Below are 20,671 nucleotides of genomic sequence, written 5' to 3'. Positions count from 1 at the left end.
GGCGTCAGATGCGCCTGTCAGCGGTTGCAGAGCTGTCCTGGGGATCCGGATGACGGGAGGGGGTCGCCTTGTCCTGCCGCAAGATGATTCATATGTTCGCCACACTCTTGTGAAGTTTATTGAAACCGTTTTTTCACGTTCTTTTGGAACGCGAACCTCAAAAGTTCATGTGCCTGTTGGGCCATCCTCGGTGGCAGATGTTCCGCGAAAACGCGGGAATCGCTGCATGGCGCGAGGAGGGCTGTCGATATCGAGCAGCACGAAGTGGGCGACTCTCTGTGGCATTGCCGATGGCATGAAGTGCATCAGCGGTACGGCGAGGCCGATCAGGAGGCGTCCTTATAATCGGGGCGCGATTATAAGGCGAAAGCGAGGAAATTGATCGACTGCGTGTGACTTTTATTGCACACGCGTTCGGGGCGAAACTGGCGGGGGCGGTGTTCAGCGGGAGATGAAGGCGCTTTCCGGGAGCGAAGTACCTAGCCAGGTCAGGCGTTGTTCGTTGACCTCGTGCCAGCTCGCAGGCCCCGGAGGCTGGGCGCTCTGGCGGAATGCACGGCAGATACCTTGCTCGTCGAGGCAGGCAAAGATGCGCGGGCGTGGTGGGGTGGCGACCTTTTCCAGGAGTGCGTGCATCAAACAAACTTCCATCATGCAAAGCGACCAAAGTCTTATACCGCTGGCATGTGACGGGTCTGTGACCGGAACCGCTTTCACCCATTGCAGGTCGATTGGTTATACTTCGCGGCGCCTTATGCGCCCCCTCCATGGAGAACCGAATATGCATCGCCTGTTGTTTGGTCTGGTTGCCGTTATCAGTCTGGCCCTTGTTGGCTGTGCCCATAGCCCTCAACAACTCAGCCCGCAGCCCAAGCTCACCGGGCCGTTGACCGCAGTCGGTCAGGGGCAGCCCGTCGTGGTGCGCGTGGTTGATGGGCGCCCATCTCCGGTTCTGGGAACCCGTGGTGGTCTGTATCCGGAAACCAGCGCTATCAGCGTGACTGGCCAGGATGTGCTGCCCAAGTTGCAGGCTCAGGCCGAAATAGCGGTGCGCCTGCTGGGCTTCACCCCGTCGGCCAACGCCTACAACGCGCCCCAACTGACCCTGACTCTGGCCGAGCTGAAATATCAGTCGCCGAAAGAAGGCCTGTATGTCACCGAAGCTGATATGACTGCCACCTTCCGTGCTGATGTGCAGAACAGCAACCGCCGTTACAGCGGTCGCTACGGTGCGTCCCTGAACCAGCGTTTCGGCATGGCGCCGAACCAGGAAACCAACACCAAGCTGGTCAGTGATGTGTTGAGCGATGCGCTGACCCGTGCATTCAAGGATCCGACCCTGGCGCAGATCCTCAGCGGCCAATAAGCCGGTTGCGCTACAAGAAAAAGCCCCGACATGTCGGGGCTTTTTCGTTTCTGTGCCAAGGCTTTAGAGCGCAAGACCAGCCTTGATACGGTACTGGTTGCGCACCGGCATGGCGTACTGCAGCACCAGGTAGGGCTGTTGCTCGCTCGGACAGTTGCTCAAGCGTTGCTGCCATTGTTGCTTGGCGGCTGCCAGTTCGGCAGCATCGAACAGCGATTCGGCCGCTGGAACCTCGAGCTGCGGGTCACGCTCGCTCCACATGGCATACGCCAGGTAGTGCACGGGGAACAGGCGGTAGCCGGTGAGGATATGTGCATCGGTGATGGCCGCCAGTTGCTTGGCATCCTCGAAACCACTGGTCAGCGGATCACCGAAGTGCACGTGCACGCGACCCTTGTAGCCAGTGATGCCTAGGGCGATGCTCTTGTCGTCCTCGCCAGGTTGTTTGGTATAGCTGCCGGTCGTGGCGCGGGTGTAGAGCTCACGTGCCTTGGCCAGGTCACAGGGGTCGTATTCGTAGCTGATCGATACCGGGGTCAGCTTGAGGCTGCTGATGACCTCGGCGAACGGTTCGTTCTTGCGGCTCATGTGGAACATCTTGAGGATCGCTGAGTCGGTGCGGTCGTCACCGTCCTTGGCACGGCCTTCGGCCTGGGCGATCCAGATCGACTCGCCGTCGTGGCGAATCGAGTGGCTGATGTAAGCCGACAGCAACTGGTAAGCCGCCAGTTTCTCGCGGCGGCCGCTGATCGAGCGGTGCACGATGAAACTCTTGTTCAGGCGCATCAGATCGCTGACGAAAGGCTTCTGCAGCAGGTTGTCGCCAATGGCGATGCGTGGCGTCTTCAGGCCGGCGTGGTACACCGCGTAGTTGACGAAGGCCGGATCCATGACGATGTCGCGGTGATTGGCCAGGAACAGATAGGCGCTGCCGGACTTCAGGGTTTCAACGCCGGAGTAGGTCACGCCATCGGTGGCTTTCTCGACGGTACGGTCGACATAGGGCTCGATGGTGTCCTGCAAGGTGCTCACCGAATCGATGGAGCGGAACTGCGAGCGCAGCCGATGAGCTATAAGAGGTTTGAGCAGCCAGCCGAATGGTCTCGCCAGACGCGGGAAACGAAACTGGGTAAGGATGTCGAGGAATGCATCATCGGCCAACAGGCGCGCCAGAACCGCTGGAATTTCCGCGTCGGCGTAGGGTCGGATGCTATCGAATTCGCCCATCATGATCTCTTGTGGTTGTCGCTGCGATTGAGAGGTTAGTGCCCCGTCGAGGAGAGACGTTGCCGTTCGAGCCTGTGGGGCGCGACGACAGCCGACTCGAGAGGCAGCAATAGACCGCCGATTATACCCTGCAAGTCACATGGAGGCGCCCTATGCTGGAAACCCAGGATTACCAATGCCCATACTGCGGTGAGCCGGTCGAGGCGGTGCTCGATCTCTCGGCGGGTGATCAGCAGTACATCGAGGACTGTCCGGTGTGCTGCCGGCCGATCATCTTCTCGCTCAGTACCGACGGTGTGGACTGGCAACTGGATGTGCGCGGGGAGAACGACTGATGAAGCGGATCTACGAGCCACAGGATCTGATGGAGGGCGAGCTGTTGAAGGGCATGCTCGCCAGTGAAGGTATTCAGGCACACCTGGTTGGCGGGCACCTGGTCGGTGCGGTTGGCGAGCTGCCGGCCTGTGGTTTGCTCGGGATGCTGGTCGAAGACGACGATGCCGAACGCGCCCGCCAGTTGATCGCCGAGTACAATGGTGCGCAACCGCTACCCGGTGACGAACCGGATAATTTTCAGGGCGTGTTGCTGTGCTGAGACAGTGGCGCGTCCGCCAATCCTGATCGGGTCACCCCATGAGTGGACGTTTCGCCCTGTTTCGCTGGACGCCTGCCTTTGCAGCGCAACCCGGCTTCCCCGCTGATCAACGGCCGCACTGGAATCTCGCGCCCGGCGCCCAGGTGCTCTTGCAGTGTGCCGATGGCGAGCAGCGTTCGCTGGTTCGGGCGCGCTGGGGGCTTACTCCGCCCTGGCTTACGGATCTGTCGAAAACGCCGGCCCACGCCCGCGCCGAGACGCTGGTCGATCAGCCGATGTTTCGCGAGGGTTTTCGCCTGCGTCGTGGGTTGATCCCGGCCAACGGTTTCTACGAGTGGCGCGGTGCCGCGCGCAAGCGCCCCTACTGGTTGAGTGGCCAGGACTCGCTGCTTTATTTCGCGGCCATCTGGGAGGCCTATCCGGTCGAGGGGCATGTCTACCTCAGTACCGCCATGGTCACCCAGGCCGCCGCCTCGCTGCGTCGCCCGCTGATTCTGAATGCGCAGGATCAGCAGCGCTGGCTGGCTACGGATACGCCATTGGAGGATCTGCAGGCGCTGCTCGTCGGCCCGCCGCAGGCACTGCGGGAACGGGTGTTGAGCAACCTGGTCAATGATCCGAAGCTCGATGGGCCGGAGTGCCTGACGCCCGCCTGACCGCTTGGCTTGCGAGCACCTCTAACACCCCCTAGCATACGTCGCTCAGTTCTCAGGGAGATCCAGCATGAAACCGTCGTTGTCTTTCACCACTCTGGCAGCGGCCTTGCTGTTGGCAGGATGCCAGGCCGTCAATACCACCAGCGGTGGTGCGGTAGGCGTCGAGCGCAAGCAGTACATGTTCAGCGCGCTGTCGACCGATGAAGTCAACCAGATGTATGCCCAGTCCTACCAGGCAACGCTCAAGGAAGCTTCCACCAAGGGTGTGCTAGACAAGAACAGTGCGGATGCCAAGCGCCTGCAACGCATCGCCGACCGCCTGATCAAGCAGGCACCATTGTTTCGGCCCGATGCCGCGCAGTGGCAGTGGGAAGTCAATCTGATCGACAGCCCTGAGCTGAATGCAAACTGTGGCCCCGGCGGCAAGATCATTTTCTACACCGGCATCATTCAGAAGCTGAAACTCACCGATGACGAGATCGCCGCGGTGATGGGCCATGAAATCGCCCATGCCCTGCGCGAGCATGGTCGCGAAGCGATGTCCAAGGCCTATGGCGTGAACCTGGCCAAGCAGGGCGCTGCCGCGCTGCTGGGCGTGACGCCGGACAAGATGGCCCTGGCCGATGCTGCGGTGAACTATGGTATGACCCTGCCCAACAGCCGCAGCAACGAGAACGAAGCCGATCTGATCGGTCTGGAGTTGTCGGCGCGTGGCGGGTTCAACCCCAATGCGGCGGTTTCGCTGTGGGAGAAAATGGCCAAGGCCAGTGAGGGCGCACCGCCCGAGTTCATGAGCACTCACCCTTCGTCGTCGAGTCGCATCGCCTCGCTACAGGCAGCCATTCCGAAAGTGATGCCGTTGTATGAGCAAGCGAAGAAGTGACCTAGCCGTTACGTTCGAGCCCCATCCGTTGGGATTCTCCCGGATGCCTGGGAGCCTTTCGTGAAAATCGCCGTCGTCGGTGCACCGGGCCTGCTCGGGCATCACGCGGCTCGTGCGGTCAAGGCTGCCGGGCATCAGCTGGTGCTGATTCACAGGCTGTCTTCGCGCATCGAGCGCCTGGCTTATCTTGGTGCCGAATGCCGGGCCGCTGAGCTGCTCGACCAGCGCGCCCTGACCCGAGCCCTGCAAGGTGTCGATGGCGTCATCTTCTGCGCCGGGTACTACCCGCAGCGGCCTCGGCACTGGCAGGACGAGGTCGCCAGTGCGCTCGACCAGACCCAGCATTTCTACAATGCCTGCCAGGCGGCTGAGGTGACGCGCATCGTTTACGTCGGCTCGGCGATCGCCCTGCCACGGCATCCCCAGGGCCAGCCCGGGCATGAGGGGCTGTTCTACGACGAGATGCCGCGCTCGCGCAATGCTTACCTCCTGTCGAAATGGGCGCTGGATCAGCAGGCCCGTGAGCAGGCGCGCGCCGGCCTGCCGGTGGTGATCGCGATTCCCGGCCTGTGCCTTGGCGAGCTGGATGCCGGGCCAAGCAGTGGTCGGCTTATCACTGCCATCGACAGTGGTGAAATGCGCGGTTACGTGCCGGGCGAACGCAATCTGATCGATGCCGGTGAGGCGGGACGTGGTTTGCTGCTGGCCCTCGAGCATGGCCGCGTGGGCGAGCGTTACCTGATCTGTGGCGAGAACATCCAGATGGCGGATCTGGTCAGCCGTATCGCTGAGCGGCTTGGCGTAGCTGCGCCGACAGAGTTGTCACTGAACAAGGCTAACGGCCTGGTGGCCTGGGGAAGGCTGCGTCACCGTTTGACCGGTGCCTGGCCGTGGCTGGATGAGACGGCCATCGCACTGATGTCCGGGAGCCAGTTCCTCAGTGGGCGCAAGGCCCGGGAGGAGCTGGGCTTCGTTGCCCGTCAGTCGGTGGACGACACCCTGCAGCGCAGCATTCAGTGGTTCGCCGAGAACGGCTATTTACGTCGCCGCCCGAGCTAGAGCCTGTACGGAGCGATCATCTACCGATCAGTCCACTCAACAGCAGCGCCTGGTAGGCCGCATAGAGCGCCAGGGCCGCGAAGGCGGTGGCGGCCAATCGGCGGATCAGGGTGAGAGGCAGGCGATCCGCTGCGAAGTTACCGGCCAGTACCACCGGCACGTTGGCGATCAGCATGCCCAGGGTGGTGCCGATCACCACCATGATGAAGTGCGGGTACTGGGCGGCGAGCATCACTGTCGCCACTTGGGTCTTGTCGCCCATCTCGGCGAGGAAAAAGGCGATCAGGGTGGTCAGGAACGGCCCGTAGCGTTTCAGCTTGGAACTTTCGTCATCGTCGAGTTTGTCTGGAATCAGCGTCCACAACGCCACGGCGATGAACGAGGCGGCGAGTATCCAGCTGAGCAATGCCGGCGAGAGCAGGCCCGCGACCCAGTTACCGACCGCGCCGGCGACCAGATGATTGGCCAGGGTGGCGACCACCATGCCCCAGATGATCGGCCACGGCCTGCGAAAACGCGCCGCCAACAGCAACGCGAGCAGCTGCGTCTTGTCGCCGATTTCCGCCAGGGCAACGATCAGGGTGGGAACGAAAAGAGATTCCAACATCAGATTTCCTAAAGGGGCGGGTAGACACGGCTATGACACGTACAGCCTTCCCGCCCCGGGTAAGGTGTTCGTGTCATAGGTCTTGTCAAACCCTGCGCGGCACTCGTGCTTGCTGTGGCCGAGTTGCGCAGATCCGTCTTGGCGGATCTTGGGTCGCATGCACCATGGTCAGCTGACCAAGTATGTTGATGCATGCCGGGCGAGCTGGCGCTCACGGGAGACTACTCCCCTAGGACGCGCGCATTCTGCCCAAGTGGGGCGCTTTGGGCAAGGGCTGCGCCGCTGTGCCGCAGCCCCGAAGATTCAGCGGCTGACGGCCTGGTAGATGCGAAAACCATCGGCGTCGGCCAGGGTGCGACAGGTGCCGATGTGTTGCTCGATCAGCGGTGGATACTTGAGGAAACGGTTGGCCACCAGGCGGATCTGACCGCCGCTCCGCAGATGCTTGGCCGCCTGGCGTAGCAGGTCTTCGCTGGCCTGATAATGGGTGTGCACACCCTGGTGGAAGGGTGGGTTGCTGAGGATGGCGCTTAGCTCGGAGGGCGCCGCAGCGATGCCATCACCGCTGATGACATCGGCCTCCAGACCGTTCGCTGCCAGGGTCAGGCGGCTGCTGGCGACGGCAAACGCATCGACGTCCAGCAGGGTGACGTGGCTGTCTGGATAACGGCGCTTGAGCACCGCGCCGAGCACGCCGGCGCCACAGCCGAAATCCAATAAGTGACCGCCCGGCAGCTCGTTCAGGTGTTCGAGTAGCAGGGCGCTGCCGACATCCAGTCGCCCGTGGCTGAACACGCCGGGAAGGGTGATCACCTCGAGCGGGCCGTCATCGAGTTGCAACTGGTAGTGCTGTGCCAGGGTGGAGAGATCAGGTGTGCCGGGCGCCTGTTCCACGCGCACTTGCCACAGCTGGCAGTGGCGCGCGCTGTCGAGTTTGCGCGGTGTGCCGTAAGCAGCCATCTGCTTGGCTGCACGCTCGACGCCGGCGCGTTTTTCGCCGACCAGGTAGAGCACACCGCCAGGCAGACGAGCGGCGAGGGCGTCCAGCAGGTAACCCGTCAACTCACGGGATTTGGGCAGGAAGAGCACGGCGGAATCGAAGGCAGTTTGCGGCGGGGTAACCCCAAAGGTACTGCGTTCGGCGAAGCGCGCCTCGAGTCGGTCATGGTCGCCAGCATGCCAGCCCCAGCCAAGTGCCTCCGGCAGTTGCCCGAGCAGATCATCGGCCGGCAGTCCCGCGAGCAGTATCGGGCCGTGGAACAACTCGGCCTGACGCAGCAGCACTTCACTTCGCGGATCCATGAGATCTCCCCCGGCAAAAGCGCGAAGGGTAGGGGGGCCAGCTTCAAGCTGCAAGCCTAACGCTACAAGCGAAGCGGGCAGCCTTCAGTTCACTTGCCGTTTTGCTTGGCCAGACAGAAAACCTGCCGCGTTCTCGGCCAGTTGCCCGACAATCCGCTGGCGCGCCTCGCGGCTGCCCCAGGCGCTGTGGGGCGTGACGATCAGGCGAGGGATGTCGCCGGCCAGCAGTGGGTTGCCATCCCTGGGAGGTTCCTGAGTCAGCACGTCGGTAGCTGCTCCACCGAGTTTGCCGGCGCGCAGGGCGTCGGCCAGCGCTTGTTCGTCGATCAGGCCACCGCGTGCGGTATTGATCACGAAGGCGCCGGGTTTGAGCAGATCCAGCTCACGGGCGGTAATCAGATTGCGGGTCTGCTCGGTCAGCGGGCAGTGCAGAGTCAGTGCATCGACCTGCGGCAGCAGCTCATCCAGAGGCAGGCGATCGGCCCGTGTCGGGCGACCTGGTAATTGCCCATAAAGCACGCGCATACCGAAAGCCTCGGCGAGACGTGCTACGGCGCCACCGAGCTCGCCGTGGCCAAGCATGCCCAGGGTCTTGCCTTCGAGCTCGACTATAGGATGGTCGAGCAGGCAGAACATCGGCGATTGCTGCCAGTGGCCGGCGCGGATATCACGCTGGTAATCCGGCAAGCTGGTGGCCAGGGCGAGCAGTAGCGTCAGGGTGTGCTGCGCCACGGATGGCGTACCGTAGCCCTGACAGTTGCAAACGGCGACGCCATGGGCCCGAGCGGCATCGAGGTCGACGTTGTTGGTGCCGGTGGCTGCCACCAGTACCAGCTGGAGATCAGGACAGGCGGCGAAGACCGATGCATCAATCACTGCCTTGTTGCTGATGACCACGCTGGCACCCTGCAAGCGTTCGATGATCTGTTGGGGCGTGCTCTGGGCGTGCAGCACCAACTCCGCGAACTGATCACGCAACGGGGTCATGTCCAGGTCGCCGAGGTCGAGGGAACGGTAGTCGAGAAATACTGCGCGGCCGGTTTTGCTCATCAGCTGTACCTTTCTGGCTGTCTTGTTGGAAAGTAAAGTGCAGCCTATCAGAACCCGTGCCATTTGCCGGTTGCGTGTCCGTCAGGGGCGAGGCCCCAGATGCCACGGGTTCGCGAAATCGTAAAGCGCTTATCCAACCCAATTGTCCGATGCGGAGCCGCTATGTACTGGATGGAATTTTTCACCGTCGCCCTGATTCATCTGCTGGCGGTGGCCAGCCCTGGGCCGGATTTCGCCATCGTGGTGCGGGAAAGCGTGGCGCACGGTCGCCGCACAGGTGTGTTCTGCGCACTCGGCGTGGGTATGGGGATCTTCGTTCACGTGACGTATTCGCTGCTGGGTATCGGCCTGATCGTTTCCCAGTCCATCGTGCTGTTCAATGCCTTGAAGTGGCTGGCCGCGGCCTACCTTTTGTACATAGGCTTCAAGGCGCTGCGCGCCAAGCCGGCGGCACCTGATGCGTTGCAAAGCCAGGCCCCAGTGGCAGCACGTACGTCTCGCGGGGCGTTCGTCACCGGTTTCGTCACCAATGGCCTGAACCCCAAGGCGACGCTGTTCTTCCTGTCGCTATTCACCGTGGTGATCAACCCGCACACCCCGCTGGTCGTGCAGGGCGGTTACGGCATCTACCTGGCTGTGGCCACCGCTCTGTGGTTCTGCCTGGTGGCGATGCTGTTCAGCCAACAGCGAGTGCGCAATGGCTTTGTGCGCATGGGCCATTGGTTCGATCGCCTGATGGGCGCGGTACTGGTTGGCTTGGGTATCAAGCTGGCCTTCACCGAACTGAAGTGAGGAACGCCTTGGCGCTCCTCCTTCACTGAGGGTTACAGGACTTCCACGGCGATTGCCGTCGCCTCGCCGCCGCCAATGCACAGCGAGGCGATGCCGCGCTTGCCACCGGTCTGGCGCAGCGCGTTGATCAGCGTGATGATGATCCGCGAGCCGGTCGAACCCACTGGATGACCTTGTGCACAGGCCCCGCCATAGATGTTCACCTTGGCATGATCGAGGCCGTGTTCGCGGATGGCCAGCATGCTGACCATGGCGAACGCCTCGTTGATTTCGAACAGGTCGACCTCGTCCTTGTGCCAGCCGACCTTACGCAGCAGGTTGCCGATGGCACCGATCGGGGCGAGGGTGAACTCACTGGGATCCTGGCTCTGCGTCGCGTGTGCAACGATCCGGGCCAGTGGTTTCAGGCCGCGCGCTCTGGCTTGCTCGGCGCTCATCAACAGCAGCGCGCTGGCGCCGTCGGAGATGGAACTGGCGTTGGCCGCAGTAATGCTGCCGTCCTTGCTGAAGGCCGGTTTCAGGTCTGGAATACGGTCGATCCTGGCACTCAGCGGCTGCTCGTCCTCGCTTACCTGCACGTCGCCCTGGCGGGTCGTCAGTGTGACGGGAACGATCTCGTCGGCCAGCAAACCTGAAGCCATGGCGTGCTGCGCGCGCCGCAGCGACTCGATGGCGTAGGCATCCATCGCTTCGCGGGTGATGCCATAGCGATCCGCCGTCTCCTGTGCGAAGGAGCCCATCAGGCGGCCCGTGCGGGCATCTTCCAGGCCATCGAAGAACATGTGATCCTTGACCTCGCCGTGGCCCATACGCAGGCCGCTGCGCGCCTTCTGCAGGAGGTACGGGGCGTTGGACATGCTTTCCATTCCGCCGGCGATCATCACCTCGTTGCTGCCGGCCTTGATCAGATCGTGAGCCAGCATCACGGCTTTCATGCCCGATCCGCAGAGTTTGTTGATAGTGGTGCAGCCCGTGGCGCTGGGCAGGCCTGCGGCCAATGATGCCTGACGTGCCGGGCCCTGTTTGAGGCCCGCGGGCAGTACGCAGCCCATGATCACTTCCTGCACATCGGCCGGCTCGATGCCGACTTTGGCTATCGCCGCACGGATTGCAGTGGCACCCAGTTCCACGGCGCTGACAGCCGACAGGCTGCCCTGGAAACCACCCATGGGCGTGCGTGCGCCACTGACGATGACTATGTCTGACATGCTTTACCTCGTTCTTGTTGGAGTTGGCGAAACGGCCATCGTGGCACCGGGAAGACGGCAAAATCATCCTTTCGGCTGATTGAGCGAGCGCGTGCTCGCGCTACTGTCGGCCAAGGTGCCAAGACACATTCAGGTTCCGCGTCATATCGTCGCCTTCAACAATAGCCCAGAACAGGTGAGCCCATGCTGCAGACCCGCATCATTCCTCCCGCCGCCAATGCCCATCAGTACCCGTTGCTCATCAAACACCTGCTGTTGTCCGGCAGTCGCTATGAGAAAACCCGCGAAATCGTCTATCGAGATACGCTGCGCTACAGCTACGCGACCTTCAACGAGCGGGTGGCGCGCCTGGCCAATGTGCTTAGTCAGGCAGGGGTCAAGGCCGGAGATACGGTGGCGGTGATGGATTGGGACAGCCATCGCTATCTGGAGTGCATGTTCGCGGTGCCGATGCTGGGTGCCGTGCTGCATACCGTCAACATTCGCCTGTCGCCCGAGCAGATTCTCTACACCATGAACCATGCCGAAGACCGCTTCGTGCTGGTCAACAGTGATTTCGTGGCGCTCTACCAGGGCATCGCCGGACAGCTCACTACCGTCACCGGCACGCTGCTGTTGAGCGATGGCGATAGCGCCAGCGCAGAGCTTCCTGGCTTGGTTGGCGAGTACGAACAACTGCTGGCAGCGGCCAGACCGGAGTACGATTTCGCCGACTTCGACGAGAATTCCGTCGCCACCACTTTCTACACCACGGGAACCACTGGCAATCCCAAGGGCGTGTACTTCACCCATCGCCAACTGGTGCTGCACACCCTGTCCTTGGCCTGTACCGTCGGTGGCCTGGACAGCATCCGCCTGATGGGTAGCGATGACGTGTACATGCCGATCACCCCGATGTTCCACGTGCATGCCTGGGGCGTGCCCTATGTCGCTACCTTACTGGGCATCAAACAGGTCTACCCCGGCCGTTACGAGCCGGAGATGCTCTGCAAACTGATCAAGGATGAGCAGGTGACGTTCTCTCACTGCGTGCCGACCATCCTGCAAATGCTGCTCAACGCCCCTGGCGCCCAGGGGCACGACTTCAAAGGGCTGAAGATCATCATCGGAGGCAGCGCCCTCAATCGCTCCGTGTACGACGCCGCCAAGATCCGAGGTATCCAGTTGACGGCGGCTTACGGCATGTCGGAAACCTGCCCGCTGATTTCCTGCGCCTACCTCAACGACGAACTGCTCGCCGGCAGTGAGGACGAGCGCATTACCTATCGCATCAAGGCGGGTATCCCGGTGCCATTGGTGGAAGCGGCGATCATGGATGCCGACGGCAATCGACTGCCGGCAGATGGCGAAACCCAGGGCGAGCTGGTGCTGCGATCTCCCTGGTTGACCCAGGGCTATTACCGCGAGCCGGAAAAGAGCGAGGAGCTATGGGCACACGGCTGGATGCACACCGGCGATGTGGCGACCCTGGACGGCATGGGCTTCATCGACATTCGTGACCGCATCAAGGATGTGATCAAGACCGGCGGCGAGTGGATTTCCTCGCTGGAACTGGAAGACCTGATCAGTCGTCACCCTGCGGTGCGCGAAGTGGCAGTGGTTGGCGTGGCAGATCCGCAGTGGGGCGAGCGTCCGTTCGCCCTGGTGGTCGCACAGGAAGGGCAAGCGCTGGACGCCAGAATACTCAAGGAACACCTCAAACCATTCGTCGAGCAGGGGCACATCAACAAGTGGGCCATTCCCACTCAAATCGCTCTTGTTACCGAAGTTCCCAAGACCAGTGTGGGTAAGCTGGACAAAAAGCGCATTCGCGCCGACATCGTGCAGTGGCAGGCGGCAGGAAGTGGGTTTCTGTCGACCCTGTGAGGCACGAATTTCAACGCCGAAAATGTGACTGATCAGTCAAACAAGCGTTTGGCTTGCTAATTGCTGGGTTCAGGCCATTCTTGGCTTGTCACGGATGGGACTGATCCGTCGAAACCAGCGAGCCAGAGTGTCTCGGGCACTGCAAATCACTCTTTCGAGTGATCCACTGGCAAGGCTCGCTGGCTATAGTCAATCAGCCATAACAAAAACAAATGGAGTAGCGTCGATGACCATCACAACAAGGCCGTTCTGGCGTCTGGCAAAACTGCCGCTGGCCGTCAGCCTCGCATCAACTCTTGCCAGCCCGGCATTCGCCGTCAATTTCAATATCGGGGAGATCGAAGGGCAATTCGATTCGTCGTTGTCCGTGGGGGCCAGTTGGTCGACTTCCAAGGCTGACAGAAATCTCATCGGTATCAACAACGGAGGCTACGGGCTTTCGCAAACCACTGATGATGGTCGGTTGAACTTCAAACGCGGTGAAACGTTCTCGAAGATCTTTAAAGGTATCCATGATCTCGAACTCAAGTATGGGGATACTGGCGTTTTTGTACGTGGAAAATATTGGTACGACTTTGAGCTCAAAGACGAGAGTCGCGAGTTCAAAGCTATTAGTGACTCCAATCGCAAGGAGGGTGCCAAATCTTCAGGTGCCGAGTTGCTGGATGCGTTTGTTTATCATAATTACAGCATCGCGGATCAGCCAGGTACCGTACGTTTAGGCAAGCAGGTCGTTAGCTGGGGCGAAAGTACTTTCATCCAAAACAGCATCAATGCGATTAACCCAGTAGACGTTGCCGCGTTCCGTCGTCCCGGTGCCGAGGTCAAAGAAGGGCTGATCCCGGTCAATATGTTCTACGTATCGCAAAGCCTGACCGATAATCTTTCTGCCGAGTTTTTCTATCAGTTGGAGTGGGATCAGACGGTCGTCGATAACTGCGGCACGTTCTTCTCTCAGCCGGATGTATATGCCGATGGTTGTGACGGTAATCTCGCTGTACTAAACCCGGCGTTAGCTCCCTTCGCCGCAGCAGCAGGGCCGTTCGCTTACAACACGACTTCAGAGGGGGTGATTGTACCTCGGAGTGCTGATCGGGATGCTCGCGACAGTGGGCAGTTTGGCCTGGCTTTGCGTTGGTACGCACAGGAGCTAGATACTGAGTTCGGCGCATACTTCATGAACTATCACAGCCGAGCACCAATATTCAGCGGTGGCGCTACCAGTTCTGCAGTTATCGGCGCGATTCCTACCCTTACAGCTCCCGGATCGCCTGCCTTCAACGCTGCAGTTTCAGCCTGTGGCGGAGATCCTACCTGTATTTCAACCTTGCTAACGGGCTTCGCCTCGTCCGTGGTGGCGGGTAATAGCAATTACTTTATTGAGTATCCTGAAGATATTCGCCTTTACGGTCTGAGCTTCTCCACCACATTGCCCACTGGAACCGCCTGGAGTGGTGAAATCAGCTATCGCCCCAACGCGCCAGTACAAATTAACTCGACCGACATCCTGTATGGTGGCTTGACGCTGATTGACCCTAGCGTTTCACCAATTCAGGCGACTGCAGGTGAAGACAGCCACGGGTATCGGCGCAAAGAAATAACGCAGCTGCAAACTACGTTCACCCACTTTTTTGACCAAGTCATGGGCGCGGCCCGCATGACTTTAGTCGGGGAGGTCGGTTGGACTCACGTTGGTGGGCTTGAGAGTGTCTCTGATATCCGTTACGGGCGTGATCCTGTGTTCGGTCCGGGCCCTCTGGCTGGCGGGCGATGCCAGTCGCTGAATGCCAGCACTATTGGCGCTGGTGGGGATGCGCGAAACCTCAGCCGCTATTGCGAGAATGATGGCTATACCACCACGGATTCGTGGGGTTACCGCATGCGTGCAATTTGGGATTACAACGATGCATTCGCTGGGGTAAACCTCAAGCCGAACGTGGCTTGGTCTCATGATGTGAAAGGTTATTCCCCAGGCCCAGGCTCCAACTTCGAGGAAGGCCGCAAGGCCGTCAGTTTGGGATTGGATGCTGAGTATCAGAACACGTATACCGCCAGTTTGGCCTATACCAACTTCTTTGGTGGCAAATACAACGTGCAGAAAGACCGTGACTTTGTCGCACTCAGCTTCGGCATGAGTTTCTAAGCGCCCGTATTCATAGGAAAACGCATTTATGAAAACAACAAAAAGACTGTTGCAGACCGGCGCTCTGACTTTGTCGCTGCTGGCCTGTGGCGTGATGGCGGCGGTGTCTCCTGACGAGGCAGCCAAGCTGGGTGACACGCTGACGCCGCTCGGCGCGGAAAAAGCCGGTAACGCCGATGGCAGCATTCCGGCCTGGACCGGTGGGCTGCCGGTCAATGCTGCTGCCGTCGACGGCGGTGGTTTCCTGGCTGACCCGTTCCCCAACGAGAAACCACTGTTCACCATCACCGCGCAGAACGTCGAGCAGTACAAAGACAAGCTCACGCCGGGCCAGTACGCGATGTTCAAGCGCTATCCGGAAACCTACCGGATGCCGGTGTTCCCGACCCATCGGACGGCTACCGTTCCGGACAACATCATCGCCGCGACCAGGAACAATGCGGTCAACACCAAGTTGTTGCCGGGCGGTACCGGTCTGGAGAACTTCGAACTGGCCAACCCGTTCCCGATTCCGAAGGATGGTCTGGAAGCGATCTGGAACCACATCACCCGTTATCGGGGCGGCAGCGTGCGACGCAACGTTGTGCAGGTAACGCCACAGGCCAATGGATCGTTCAGCCCGGTCAGCCTGCAGGAAGAGTTCGCCTTCCGCTCGATGATGCCAGGTGTCGATACCAGCAAGCCAAGCAATATCCTGTTCTACTTCAAGCAGCGGGTGACGGCGCCTTCGCGCCTGGCCGGTAACGTACTGCTGGTGCACGAGACGATCGATCAGGTGAAGGAGCCGCGTATGGCGTGGCTCTACAACGCCGGTCAGCGCCGCGTGCGCCGTGCGCCACAGGTGTCCTATGACGGCCCGGGTACTGCGGCCGACGGCCTGCGTACCTCGGACAACCTGGACATGTACAACGGCTCGCCGGATCGCTATGACTGGCAGTTGCTGGGCAAGAAGGAAATCTACATTCCTTACAACAGCTACCGTCTCGACTCGCCGAAGCTGAAGTACGCCGACATCGTCAAGGCCGGGCACTTGAACCCTGATCTGACGCGTTATGAGCTGCACCGCGTCTGGCACGTGACGGCCACCCTCAAGCAGGGCGAGCGTCACATCTATGCCAAGCGCGATTTCTATATCGACGAGGATACCTGGCAGGCCGCTGCCATCGACCACTATGACGGTCGCGGTACCCTGTGGCGCGTGGCCGAGTCCCATGCTCTGTACTACTACGACAAGCAGGTACCGTGGTACAGCGTTGAGTCGATCCACGATCTGCTCTCCGGGCGTTACCTGGCCCTGGGCCTGAAGAACGAAGAGAAGCGTGCCTACGAGTTCGATTATCCGGCCAAGGAAAGCGATTACACCCCGGCAGCCCTGCGCCAGTCCGGCGTTCGTTGATCGAAACGAGTGACAGAAAAGCCGGCCTCAGGGTCGGCTTTTTCTTGTCCGTTGGAGATGTTCTGGCATGTTCACTGTGCCTGCCGAGCCCATCCGGCGGGCCAGGCCTGGGTTATGTAAGCCGGACGCATCCTGAATCATCCAGTGCATTTATAAAGGCTTCTAAAGCGTCAGGTTACGGACTAGGCTCCAGGCTTATCTGCCCAATTCGCCGCGCCCTATAAGATCCTGGCAATGAACGATCTGTCCCCTTCGCTGCGTTCTGCCCCCTTCGTCGTACCCGTCGAGGGTGGCGGGCATTTCTTTCGGCCGCCCTTGCCTCTGGGCTATATATCGCGGCCACGCTTGTGCGAGCGGCTGCGGCAAGGATTGGGTGGGCGCCTGCTGTTGGTTGATGCACCGGCAGGGTTTGGCAAGAGTTCGCTGGCCATCGAGTTCTGCGAGCTGTTGCCTGCGAACTGGCAAAGCCTGTGGCTGGGCTTGGCCAGTCGTGATAGCGATCCAGGTCGATTTCTCGAACGTCTGTTGGCCGGGCTGCAGTCCTGCTATCCCGGTTTGGCGGGCGAGGCGGCTAGCGTGCTCAAACTGCGTCAGCGGCATCAACCGTTCGCTTTCGAGACCTGGCTTGACGGTCTGCTCGATGAGCTGGCCGAGCGTCTCGACACCAGCAAACCACTGCTCGTGGTACTCGATGATTACCACCTGGCTCAGGGGGCGGTACTGGACGGTTGCTTGCAGTTTCTGCTCAACCATCTGCCGGCTGGTTTGGTGATCCTGGTGACCAGCCGGCAGCGCCCCGAATGGCATCTGGCTCGCCTGCGTCTGTCACGGCAATTGCTGGAGCTGCAGGAGCAGGATCTGCGCCTCGACGAGCACGAGGTCGAGACCCTGCTGCGCGAGCAGGGTGTCAGTCTGCCCGCCGTCGAACTGGCAGAGTTGCGCCAGCGCAGCGAAGGCTGGGTGGCTGGGCTGCGCCTGTGGTTGCTGGCGGCTGAGGAGGGCGGCGACAAGGCTCGTGGACAGGCGCGCTTGCATGGCGCCCAGGGTTTGATTCGCGATTATCTGCTCGAAGAGGTGATAGGCCGTCAGCCACCGCCGGTGCAGACGTTCCTCTACGAAACGGCAGGGCAGGAGCGCATCTGCGCCGAGCTCTGCGATGAGCTACGCGATGCACATGACAGTGCCGGCATCCTGCGCCATCTGCAGACCTATCAAGTCTTTCTCGTACCCCTCGACAGTCAGGGCCGCTGGTTTCGTTATCACCACCTGTTTTCCGATCTATTGCGTGCCCGGTCGGATCCGGCGATGACCAGGATTCGCCATTTACGTGCCAGCAACTGGTTCGCTGTCCAGGGTTTGATTGGCGAAGCGGTGGAACACGCACTGCGATCCGGGCAGCCGGGAGTTGCCGCGCAGTTGGTTCAGAACCTGTCCGAGGAGCAGTTGCTCGGCGAACAGAGTTTCGCCACCTTGCTACGCTGGAAGAGCAACCTGCCGGACTGCCTGCTGGTCAGCACGCCACGTCTGATCGTGCTGTATGGCTGGGCGCTGGTGCTGGCCTGCCAGTTGGATGCTGCCGAGGACTTGCTTGGGCAGTTGTGCCGCTTCCTGCCTGCGCCGAACGCCGAACAGCAGCGTAACCTGATGGCGCAATGGCTGGCGCTGAGCGGGGTGATCGCCCGCGGTCGTGGTGATCGTGAGACAGCACTGGGATACTGTGAGGCGGCGTTGCAGGATCTGCCGCAGGAGCGCTATGGCCAACGGCTGTTGTGCCTGTCAGCCCTCGGTAATCTGGCCATTACCCAGAACGATATCTGGCAGGCCCGTGCGATCAATCGCAACGCACTGGAACTGGCGCAACGAGCCGGCAATCCGCTGTTCGAAGCTTTGGTGCATTACGATCGTGCACGCAGCCTGCAGGCCCGCAGTGAAGTGTCGCGGGCGCTTGGCGAGGTCGAGATCGGCCTGGAGCGGCTGAGCGATTTGCCAGGCACTGCCTATGTCGCCAGAGCCCGCTTGCAGTTGTATCGCGGGTATCTGCTGACCTTGCGGCTGCAGCCGCACCTTGCTCGTGAGCATTTGCGAGCCGGCATCACCGAGGCTCGGGCGTGTCGTGATCTCGGCCTGCTGCTCGGGCATTGCTGCCTGGCTGCGCTCGAAGGCCGCGAAGGCCGTTTCGCCGAGGCGTTCGCCGAGCTGGCTGAAGCCGAGCGGCTGATGCACATATGGGACGTGCCGGCGGTTTATCACCTGGCGATCATCACCCTGAGCAAATGCGAACTCTGGCTGCTTCAAGGGCAGAGCGAGCTGGCGGCGGTCTGGTTGCAACGCCTGGCAGAAACCTATCGTGGAGAACAGGCCGCGGCAGCGCCGGAATTTCAGCCTCAGTTGCACCTGTATATCGCCTTGTTACAGGGCATGTTGGCAGATGCCCAAGGCCATCCCGAGGATGCCGAGCAGCTTTTTTCAGAACTGACGAAAACAGGTTTCGACAGCCTGCCGGGGACGACGGCGCGAGTACGGATGATCCTGCTGCTGCGGCGCGCCGGCCGCGAACAGGAAGCTCGCGCAGTCCTGCGTGGCTGTGTGCAAGCCCTGGCGGGCGGTGCGCTACTGCCGTTTCGCGAACTGCTGCAGCAGGAGCCACAATGGCTGGGCGAACGCTTACGCGAGTACCCGAGCTGTCCGTTGTGCCTGTCACTGCTCGAACACTTGCCCGCCGCGCTGGTGTTCCCTGGGGCCAGCAACGAAGGGCTAAGTACGCGAGAGTTGGCGGTGCTGCAGCTGATCGCCCAAGGCTGTTCCAATCAGCAGATCAGCGAGCGCCTGTTCATTTCCCTGCATACGGTGAAAACCCACGCGCGTCATATCAACGGCAAGCTGAACGTGCAGCGCCGCACCGAGGCAGTGGCACGCGCCCAGGTGCTGGGGCTGTTGAGCCCATGATTGCGCCTGGTAGAAGCGTGACGCTCCGTCGTCAGCATCTTTGCGGCTAGAATCTGTGCCCGGTCTGCCATCAGCTTTACAGGAACACCTATGCCACCCTCACAGCCCACTCTGATCCGCGAAACCTTCCCCGTCGGCCCCTTGCAGTGCAACTGCACCATCATCGGCGATCCATTGACCGGTAAGGCCATCGTGGTCGATCCGGGTGGCAATCCGGAGTTGATCATGGCGCGTCTGGAGGTATTGGGCCTGAAAGTGGTGAGCATCATTCACACTCATGCTCACCTCGATCACTTTCTCGCGTCCGGGCAGATGAAGGAGAAAACCGGGGCGACGCTGCACTTGCACAAAGACGACCAGTTTCTCTGGGACAACCTGGAGATGCAGTGCCAGATGTTCGGCGTGCCTTATACGCCTGTTCCGGCTCCGGATCAGTGGCTGGCCGATGATGAGGCGCTCGCCTGCGGTTGTGGGGTGGCGCTGCACACACCAGGGCATACGCCAGGCTCGATGAGTTTCTGGTTCCCCGAAGCGAAATTGCTGATTGCCGGCGATACGCTGTTCCGGCGAGGCATCGGGCGTACCGATCTGTGGGGCGGCGACTATGCCACCATCGAGCGTTCCATCAAGCAGCGACTGTACCGCCTGGATGAAGACGCCACTGTGGTGACCGGTCATGGTGCGGATACGCTATTAGGTGATGAGATGCGCGAAAATCCATTCGTGAGAGCTTGAAAAACAAGTGCTTACAGATTTTCTTCTTTGCGGTTGTTAGGCTTGGCCGGGAACTTGGCCCTGTTTGCCGGCTCGAAGCCGCGGATAAATCCTGTCATTACACAACACAAGGGAATCATTCATGAATAAGTGCCGCTCTCTGATGGCCGCGATCGCTGTATTGGCCGTTCTGTCCGGCTGTACGGCCAACCCCTATACCGGCGAGAGCCAGGCCGGCAAGGCCGGGGTTTACGGTGGTGTTGGCGCCCTGGCCGGCGCAGCGATAGGCGCGGCTACCTCGAGCAAGAAGGATCGCACCAAAGGTGCCTTGATCGGTGCAGCCGTAGGCGGCGCCGCGGGTGGCGGCTATGGTTACTATGTCGATACCCAGGAAGCCAAGCTGCGTCAGCAACTGCAGGGCACGGGTGTTCAGGTGCAGCGCAATGGCAACGACCTGACCCTGATCATGCCGGGCAATATCACCTTCGCCAGCAACTCGGCGGACATTTCCAGCAGCTTCTACCCGACACTGAACTCCCTGGTGCTGACCTTCAAGGAGTTCGACAAGAACGGTGTGAGCATCGTCGGCCATACCGACAGCACCGGTTCGGCCGATCTGAATCAGAACCTGTCCAATCGTCGTGCCCAGAGCGTTGCCTCCTATCTGGCGGCCAATGGCGTCGCATCGTCGCGTATCTCTGCCTACGGCGCTGGCCCGAATCAGCCGATTGCCAGCAATGCCAGCGAAGCTGGCCGTGCACAGAACCGTCGCGTAGAGATCAACCTGCGTCCGCTGTAAGGATTGCCGGTGTATCCGAAACCCCGCTCAGGCGGGGTTTTTCATGCCTGCGATTGTGCTTC

19 protein-coding genes and 1 riboswitch are annotated in these 20,671 nt (G+C 60.8%); of the genes, 13 read left to right on the top strand and 6 right to left on the bottom strand.

Annotated features, from left to right (window positions below; genetic code table 11):
• Positions 1-441: 441 nt before the first annotated feature.
• Positions 442-636, bottom strand: coding sequence for a hypothetical protein (locus DNK10_RS00850; protein WP_131190281.1), 195 nt, complete (start codon positions 634-636; stop codon positions 442-444).
• Positions 637-781: 145 nt separating this feature from the next.
• On the opposite strand from DNK10_RS00850, the gene DNK10_RS00845 reads away from it, so the two are divergent.
• The gene (locus tag DNK10_RS00845; RefSeq protein ID WP_131180824.1) at positions 782-1,366 is read left to right on the top strand and encodes a YajG family lipoprotein; all 585 of its coding nucleotides are present in this window, start codon (positions 782-784) and stop codon (positions 1,364-1,366) included.
• 63 nt (positions 1,367-1,429) lie between these two features.
• On the opposite strand, the gene DNK10_RS00840 is transcribed toward DNK10_RS00845, so the two are convergent.
• Positions 1,430-2,593, bottom strand: a complete 1,164-nt coding sequence (locus DNK10_RS00840; protein WP_131190280.1) for a 1-acyl-sn-glycerol-3-phosphate acyltransferase — start codon at positions 2,591-2,593, stop codon at positions 1,430-1,432.
• A gap of 152 nt (positions 2,594-2,745) precedes the next feature.
• On the opposite strand from DNK10_RS00840, the gene DNK10_RS00835 reads away from it, so the two are divergent.
• From DNK10_RS00835 to DNK10_RS00815, 5 genes are all read left to right on the top strand, one after another.
• Positions 2,746-2,928 carry a CPXCG motif-containing cysteine-rich protein gene (locus DNK10_RS00835; protein ID WP_131180822.1) on the top strand — a complete coding sequence of 61 codons (183 nt, stop codon included), beginning with the start codon at positions 2,746-2,748 and terminating at the stop codon, positions 2,926-2,928.
• Positions 2,928-3,188, top strand: coding sequence for a putative signal transducing protein (locus DNK10_RS00830; protein ID WP_131190279.1), 261 nt, complete (start codon positions 2,928-2,930; stop codon positions 3,186-3,188). The genes DNK10_RS00835 and DNK10_RS00830 overlap by 1 nt, the downstream gene beginning before the upstream one ends.
• Positions 3,189-3,226: 38 nt before the next feature.
• Positions 3,227-3,844 (top strand): SOS response-associated peptidase, encoded by a 618-nt coding sequence (locus DNK10_RS00825; protein ID WP_131190278.1) that lies wholly within the window; start codon positions 3,227-3,229, stop codon positions 3,842-3,844.
• 67 nt (positions 3,845-3,911) lie between these two features.
• Positions 3,912-4,727 (top strand): M48 family metallopeptidase, encoded by an 816-nt coding sequence (locus DNK10_RS00820; RefSeq protein ID WP_131180819.1) that lies wholly within the window; start codon positions 3,912-3,914, stop codon positions 4,725-4,727.
• Positions 4,728-4,787: 60 nt separating this feature from the next.
• A complete protein-coding gene (locus DNK10_RS00815; protein ID WP_131190277.1) occupies positions 4,788-5,786 on the top strand; it encodes an NAD-dependent epimerase/dehydratase family protein in 999 nt (332 codons plus the stop codon).
• 16 nt (positions 5,787-5,802) lie between these two features.
• Here the strand turns inward: DNK10_RS00815 and DNK10_RS00810 are convergent, their stop codons facing one another.
• The 3 genes from DNK10_RS00810 to DNK10_RS00800 all read right to left on the bottom strand — a co-directional run bounded on the left by DNK10_RS00810 (position 5,803) and on the right by DNK10_RS00800 (position 8,745).
• Positions 5,803-6,390: a TMEM165/GDT1 family protein gene (locus DNK10_RS00810; RefSeq protein ID WP_131180889.1), complete on the bottom strand. Its 588-nt coding sequence runs from the start codon at positions 6,388-6,390 to the stop codon at positions 5,803-5,805.
• Positions 6,391-6,480: 90 nt separating this feature from the next.
• A riboswitch (yybP-ykoY riboswitch) is annotated at positions 6,481-6,635 on the bottom strand.
• A gap of 61 nt (positions 6,636-6,696) precedes the next feature.
• Positions 6,697-7,695: a class I SAM-dependent methyltransferase gene (locus tag DNK10_RS00805; RefSeq protein ID WP_131190276.1), complete on the bottom strand. Its 999-nt coding sequence runs from the start codon at positions 7,693-7,695 to the stop codon at positions 6,697-6,699.
• Positions 7,696-7,779: 84 nt separating this feature from the next.
• Complete coding sequence (locus DNK10_RS00800; protein ID WP_131180816.1) at positions 7,780-8,745, bottom strand: 2-hydroxyacid dehydrogenase; 966 nt, start codon at positions 8,743-8,745, stop codon at positions 7,780-7,782.
• A gap of 162 nt (positions 8,746-8,907) precedes the next feature.
• On the opposite strand from DNK10_RS00800, the gene DNK10_RS00795 reads away from it, so the two are divergent.
• Positions 8,908-9,537, top strand: a complete 630-nt coding sequence (locus DNK10_RS00795; protein ID WP_131190275.1) for a LysE family transporter — start codon at positions 8,908-8,910, stop codon at positions 9,535-9,537.
• 32 nt (positions 9,538-9,569) lie between these two features.
• Here the strand turns inward: DNK10_RS00795 and DNK10_RS00790 are convergent, their stop codons facing one another.
• Positions 9,570-10,745: a thiolase family protein gene (locus DNK10_RS00790; protein WP_131190274.1), complete on the bottom strand. Its 1,176-nt coding sequence runs from the start codon at positions 10,743-10,745 to the stop codon at positions 9,570-9,572.
• Between the two features lie 183 nt (positions 10,746-10,928).
• Between DNK10_RS00790 and DNK10_RS00785 the strand changes: the two genes are divergently transcribed.
• From DNK10_RS00785 to DNK10_RS00760, 6 genes are all read left to right on the top strand, one after another.
• On the top strand, positions 10,929-12,611 hold the full coding sequence (locus DNK10_RS00785) for a fatty acid--CoA ligase (protein WP_131190273.1): 1,683 nt from the start codon (positions 10,929-10,931) through the stop codon (positions 12,609-12,611).
• A gap of 226 nt (positions 12,612-12,837) precedes the next feature.
• Positions 12,838-14,754, top strand: a complete 1,917-nt coding sequence (locus DNK10_RS00780; RefSeq protein ID WP_131190272.1) for a DUF1302 domain-containing protein — start codon at positions 12,838-12,840, stop codon at positions 14,752-14,754.
• 28 nt (positions 14,755-14,782) lie between these two features.
• Positions 14,783-16,150, top strand: coding sequence for a DUF1329 domain-containing protein (locus tag DNK10_RS00775; protein WP_131190271.1), 1,368 nt, complete (start codon positions 14,783-14,785; stop codon positions 16,148-16,150).
• A 234-nt stretch (positions 16,151-16,384) separates the two neighbouring features.
• The gene (locus DNK10_RS00770) at positions 16,385-19,096 is read left to right on the top strand and encodes a winged helix-turn-helix domain-containing protein (protein ID WP_131190270.1); all 2,712 of its coding nucleotides are present in this window, start codon (positions 16,385-16,387) and stop codon (positions 19,094-19,096) included.
• 90 nt (positions 19,097-19,186) lie between these two features.
• The gene (locus tag DNK10_RS00765) at positions 19,187-19,831 is read left to right on the top strand and encodes an MBL fold metallo-hydrolase (protein WP_131180809.1); all 645 of its coding nucleotides are present in this window, start codon (positions 19,187-19,189) and stop codon (positions 19,829-19,831) included.
• 121 nt (positions 19,832-19,952) lie between these two features.
• Positions 19,953-20,609 (top strand): YiaD family glycine zipper/OmpA-like lipoprotein, encoded by a 657-nt coding sequence (locus DNK10_RS00760; RefSeq protein ID WP_131190269.1) that lies wholly within the window; start codon positions 19,953-19,955, stop codon positions 20,607-20,609.
• Positions 20,610-20,671: the final 62 nt, after the last annotated feature.

It is taken from the genome of Phytopseudomonas daroniae (assembly GCF_004327275.1).
In the GTDB taxonomy this organism is placed as follows: domain Bacteria; phylum Pseudomonadota; class Gammaproteobacteria; order Pseudomonadales; family Pseudomonadaceae; genus Aquipseudomonas; species Aquipseudomonas daroniae.
The sequence above is the reverse complement of the archived record's forward strand: the minus strand, read 5'-3'. Positions and strand labels throughout refer to the sequence as shown.

Excerpts from the sequence above, each read along its gene's own strand:
- DNK10_RS00850 (WP_131190281.1), bottom strand. The coding sequence starts at position 636 with ATGCACGCACTCCTGGAAAAGGTCGCCACCCCACCACGCCCGCGCATC.
- DNK10_RS00845 (WP_131180824.1), top strand. The coding sequence starts at position 782 with ATGCATCGCCTGTTGTTTGGTCTGGTTGCCGTTATCAGTCTGGCCCTT.
- DNK10_RS00840 (WP_131190280.1), bottom strand. The coding sequence starts at position 2,593 with ATGGGCGAATTCGATAGCATCCGACCCTACGCCGACGCGGAAATTCCA.
- DNK10_RS00835 (WP_131180822.1), top strand. The coding sequence starts at position 2,746 with ATGCTGGAAACCCAGGATTACCAATGCCCATACTGCGGTGAGCCGGTC.
- DNK10_RS00830 (WP_131190279.1), top strand. The coding sequence starts at position 2,928 with ATGAAGCGGATCTACGAGCCACAGGATCTGATGGAGGGCGAGCTGTTG.
- DNK10_RS00825 (WP_131190278.1), top strand. The coding sequence starts at position 3,227 with ATGAGTGGACGTTTCGCCCTGTTTCGCTGGACGCCTGCCTTTGCAGCG.
- DNK10_RS00820 (WP_131180819.1), top strand. The coding sequence starts at position 3,912 with ATGAAACCGTCGTTGTCTTTCACCACTCTGGCAGCGGCCTTGCTGTTG.
- DNK10_RS00805 (WP_131190276.1), bottom strand. The coding sequence starts at position 7,695 with ATGGATCCGCGAAGTGAAGTGCTGCTGCGTCAGGCCGAGTTGTTCCAC.
- DNK10_RS00800 (WP_131180816.1), bottom strand. The coding sequence starts at position 8,745 with ATGAGCAAAACCGGCCGCGCAGTATTTCTCGACTACCGTTCCCTCGAC.
- DNK10_RS00795 (WP_131190275.1), top strand. The coding sequence starts at position 8,908 with ATGTACTGGATGGAATTTTTCACCGTCGCCCTGATTCATCTGCTGGCG.
- DNK10_RS00790 (WP_131190274.1), bottom strand. The coding sequence starts at position 10,745 with ATGTCAGACATAGTCATCGTCAGTGGCGCACGCACGCCCATGGGTGGT.
- DNK10_RS00785 (WP_131190273.1), top strand. The coding sequence starts at position 10,929 with ATGCTGCAGACCCGCATCATTCCTCCCGCCGCCAATGCCCATCAGTAC.
- DNK10_RS00780 (WP_131190272.1), top strand. The coding sequence starts at position 12,838 with ATGACCATCACAACAAGGCCGTTCTGGCGTCTGGCAAAACTGCCGCTG.
- DNK10_RS00775 (WP_131190271.1), top strand. The coding sequence starts at position 14,783 with ATGAAAACAACAAAAAGACTGTTGCAGACCGGCGCTCTGACTTTGTCG.
- DNK10_RS00770 (WP_131190270.1), top strand. The coding sequence starts at position 16,385 with ATGAACGATCTGTCCCCTTCGCTGCGTTCTGCCCCCTTCGTCGTACCC.
- DNK10_RS00765 (WP_131180809.1), top strand. The coding sequence starts at position 19,187 with ATGCCACCCTCACAGCCCACTCTGATCCGCGAAACCTTCCCCGTCGGC.
- DNK10_RS00760 (WP_131190269.1), top strand. The coding sequence starts at position 19,953 with ATGAATAAGTGCCGCTCTCTGATGGCCGCGATCGCTGTATTGGCCGTT.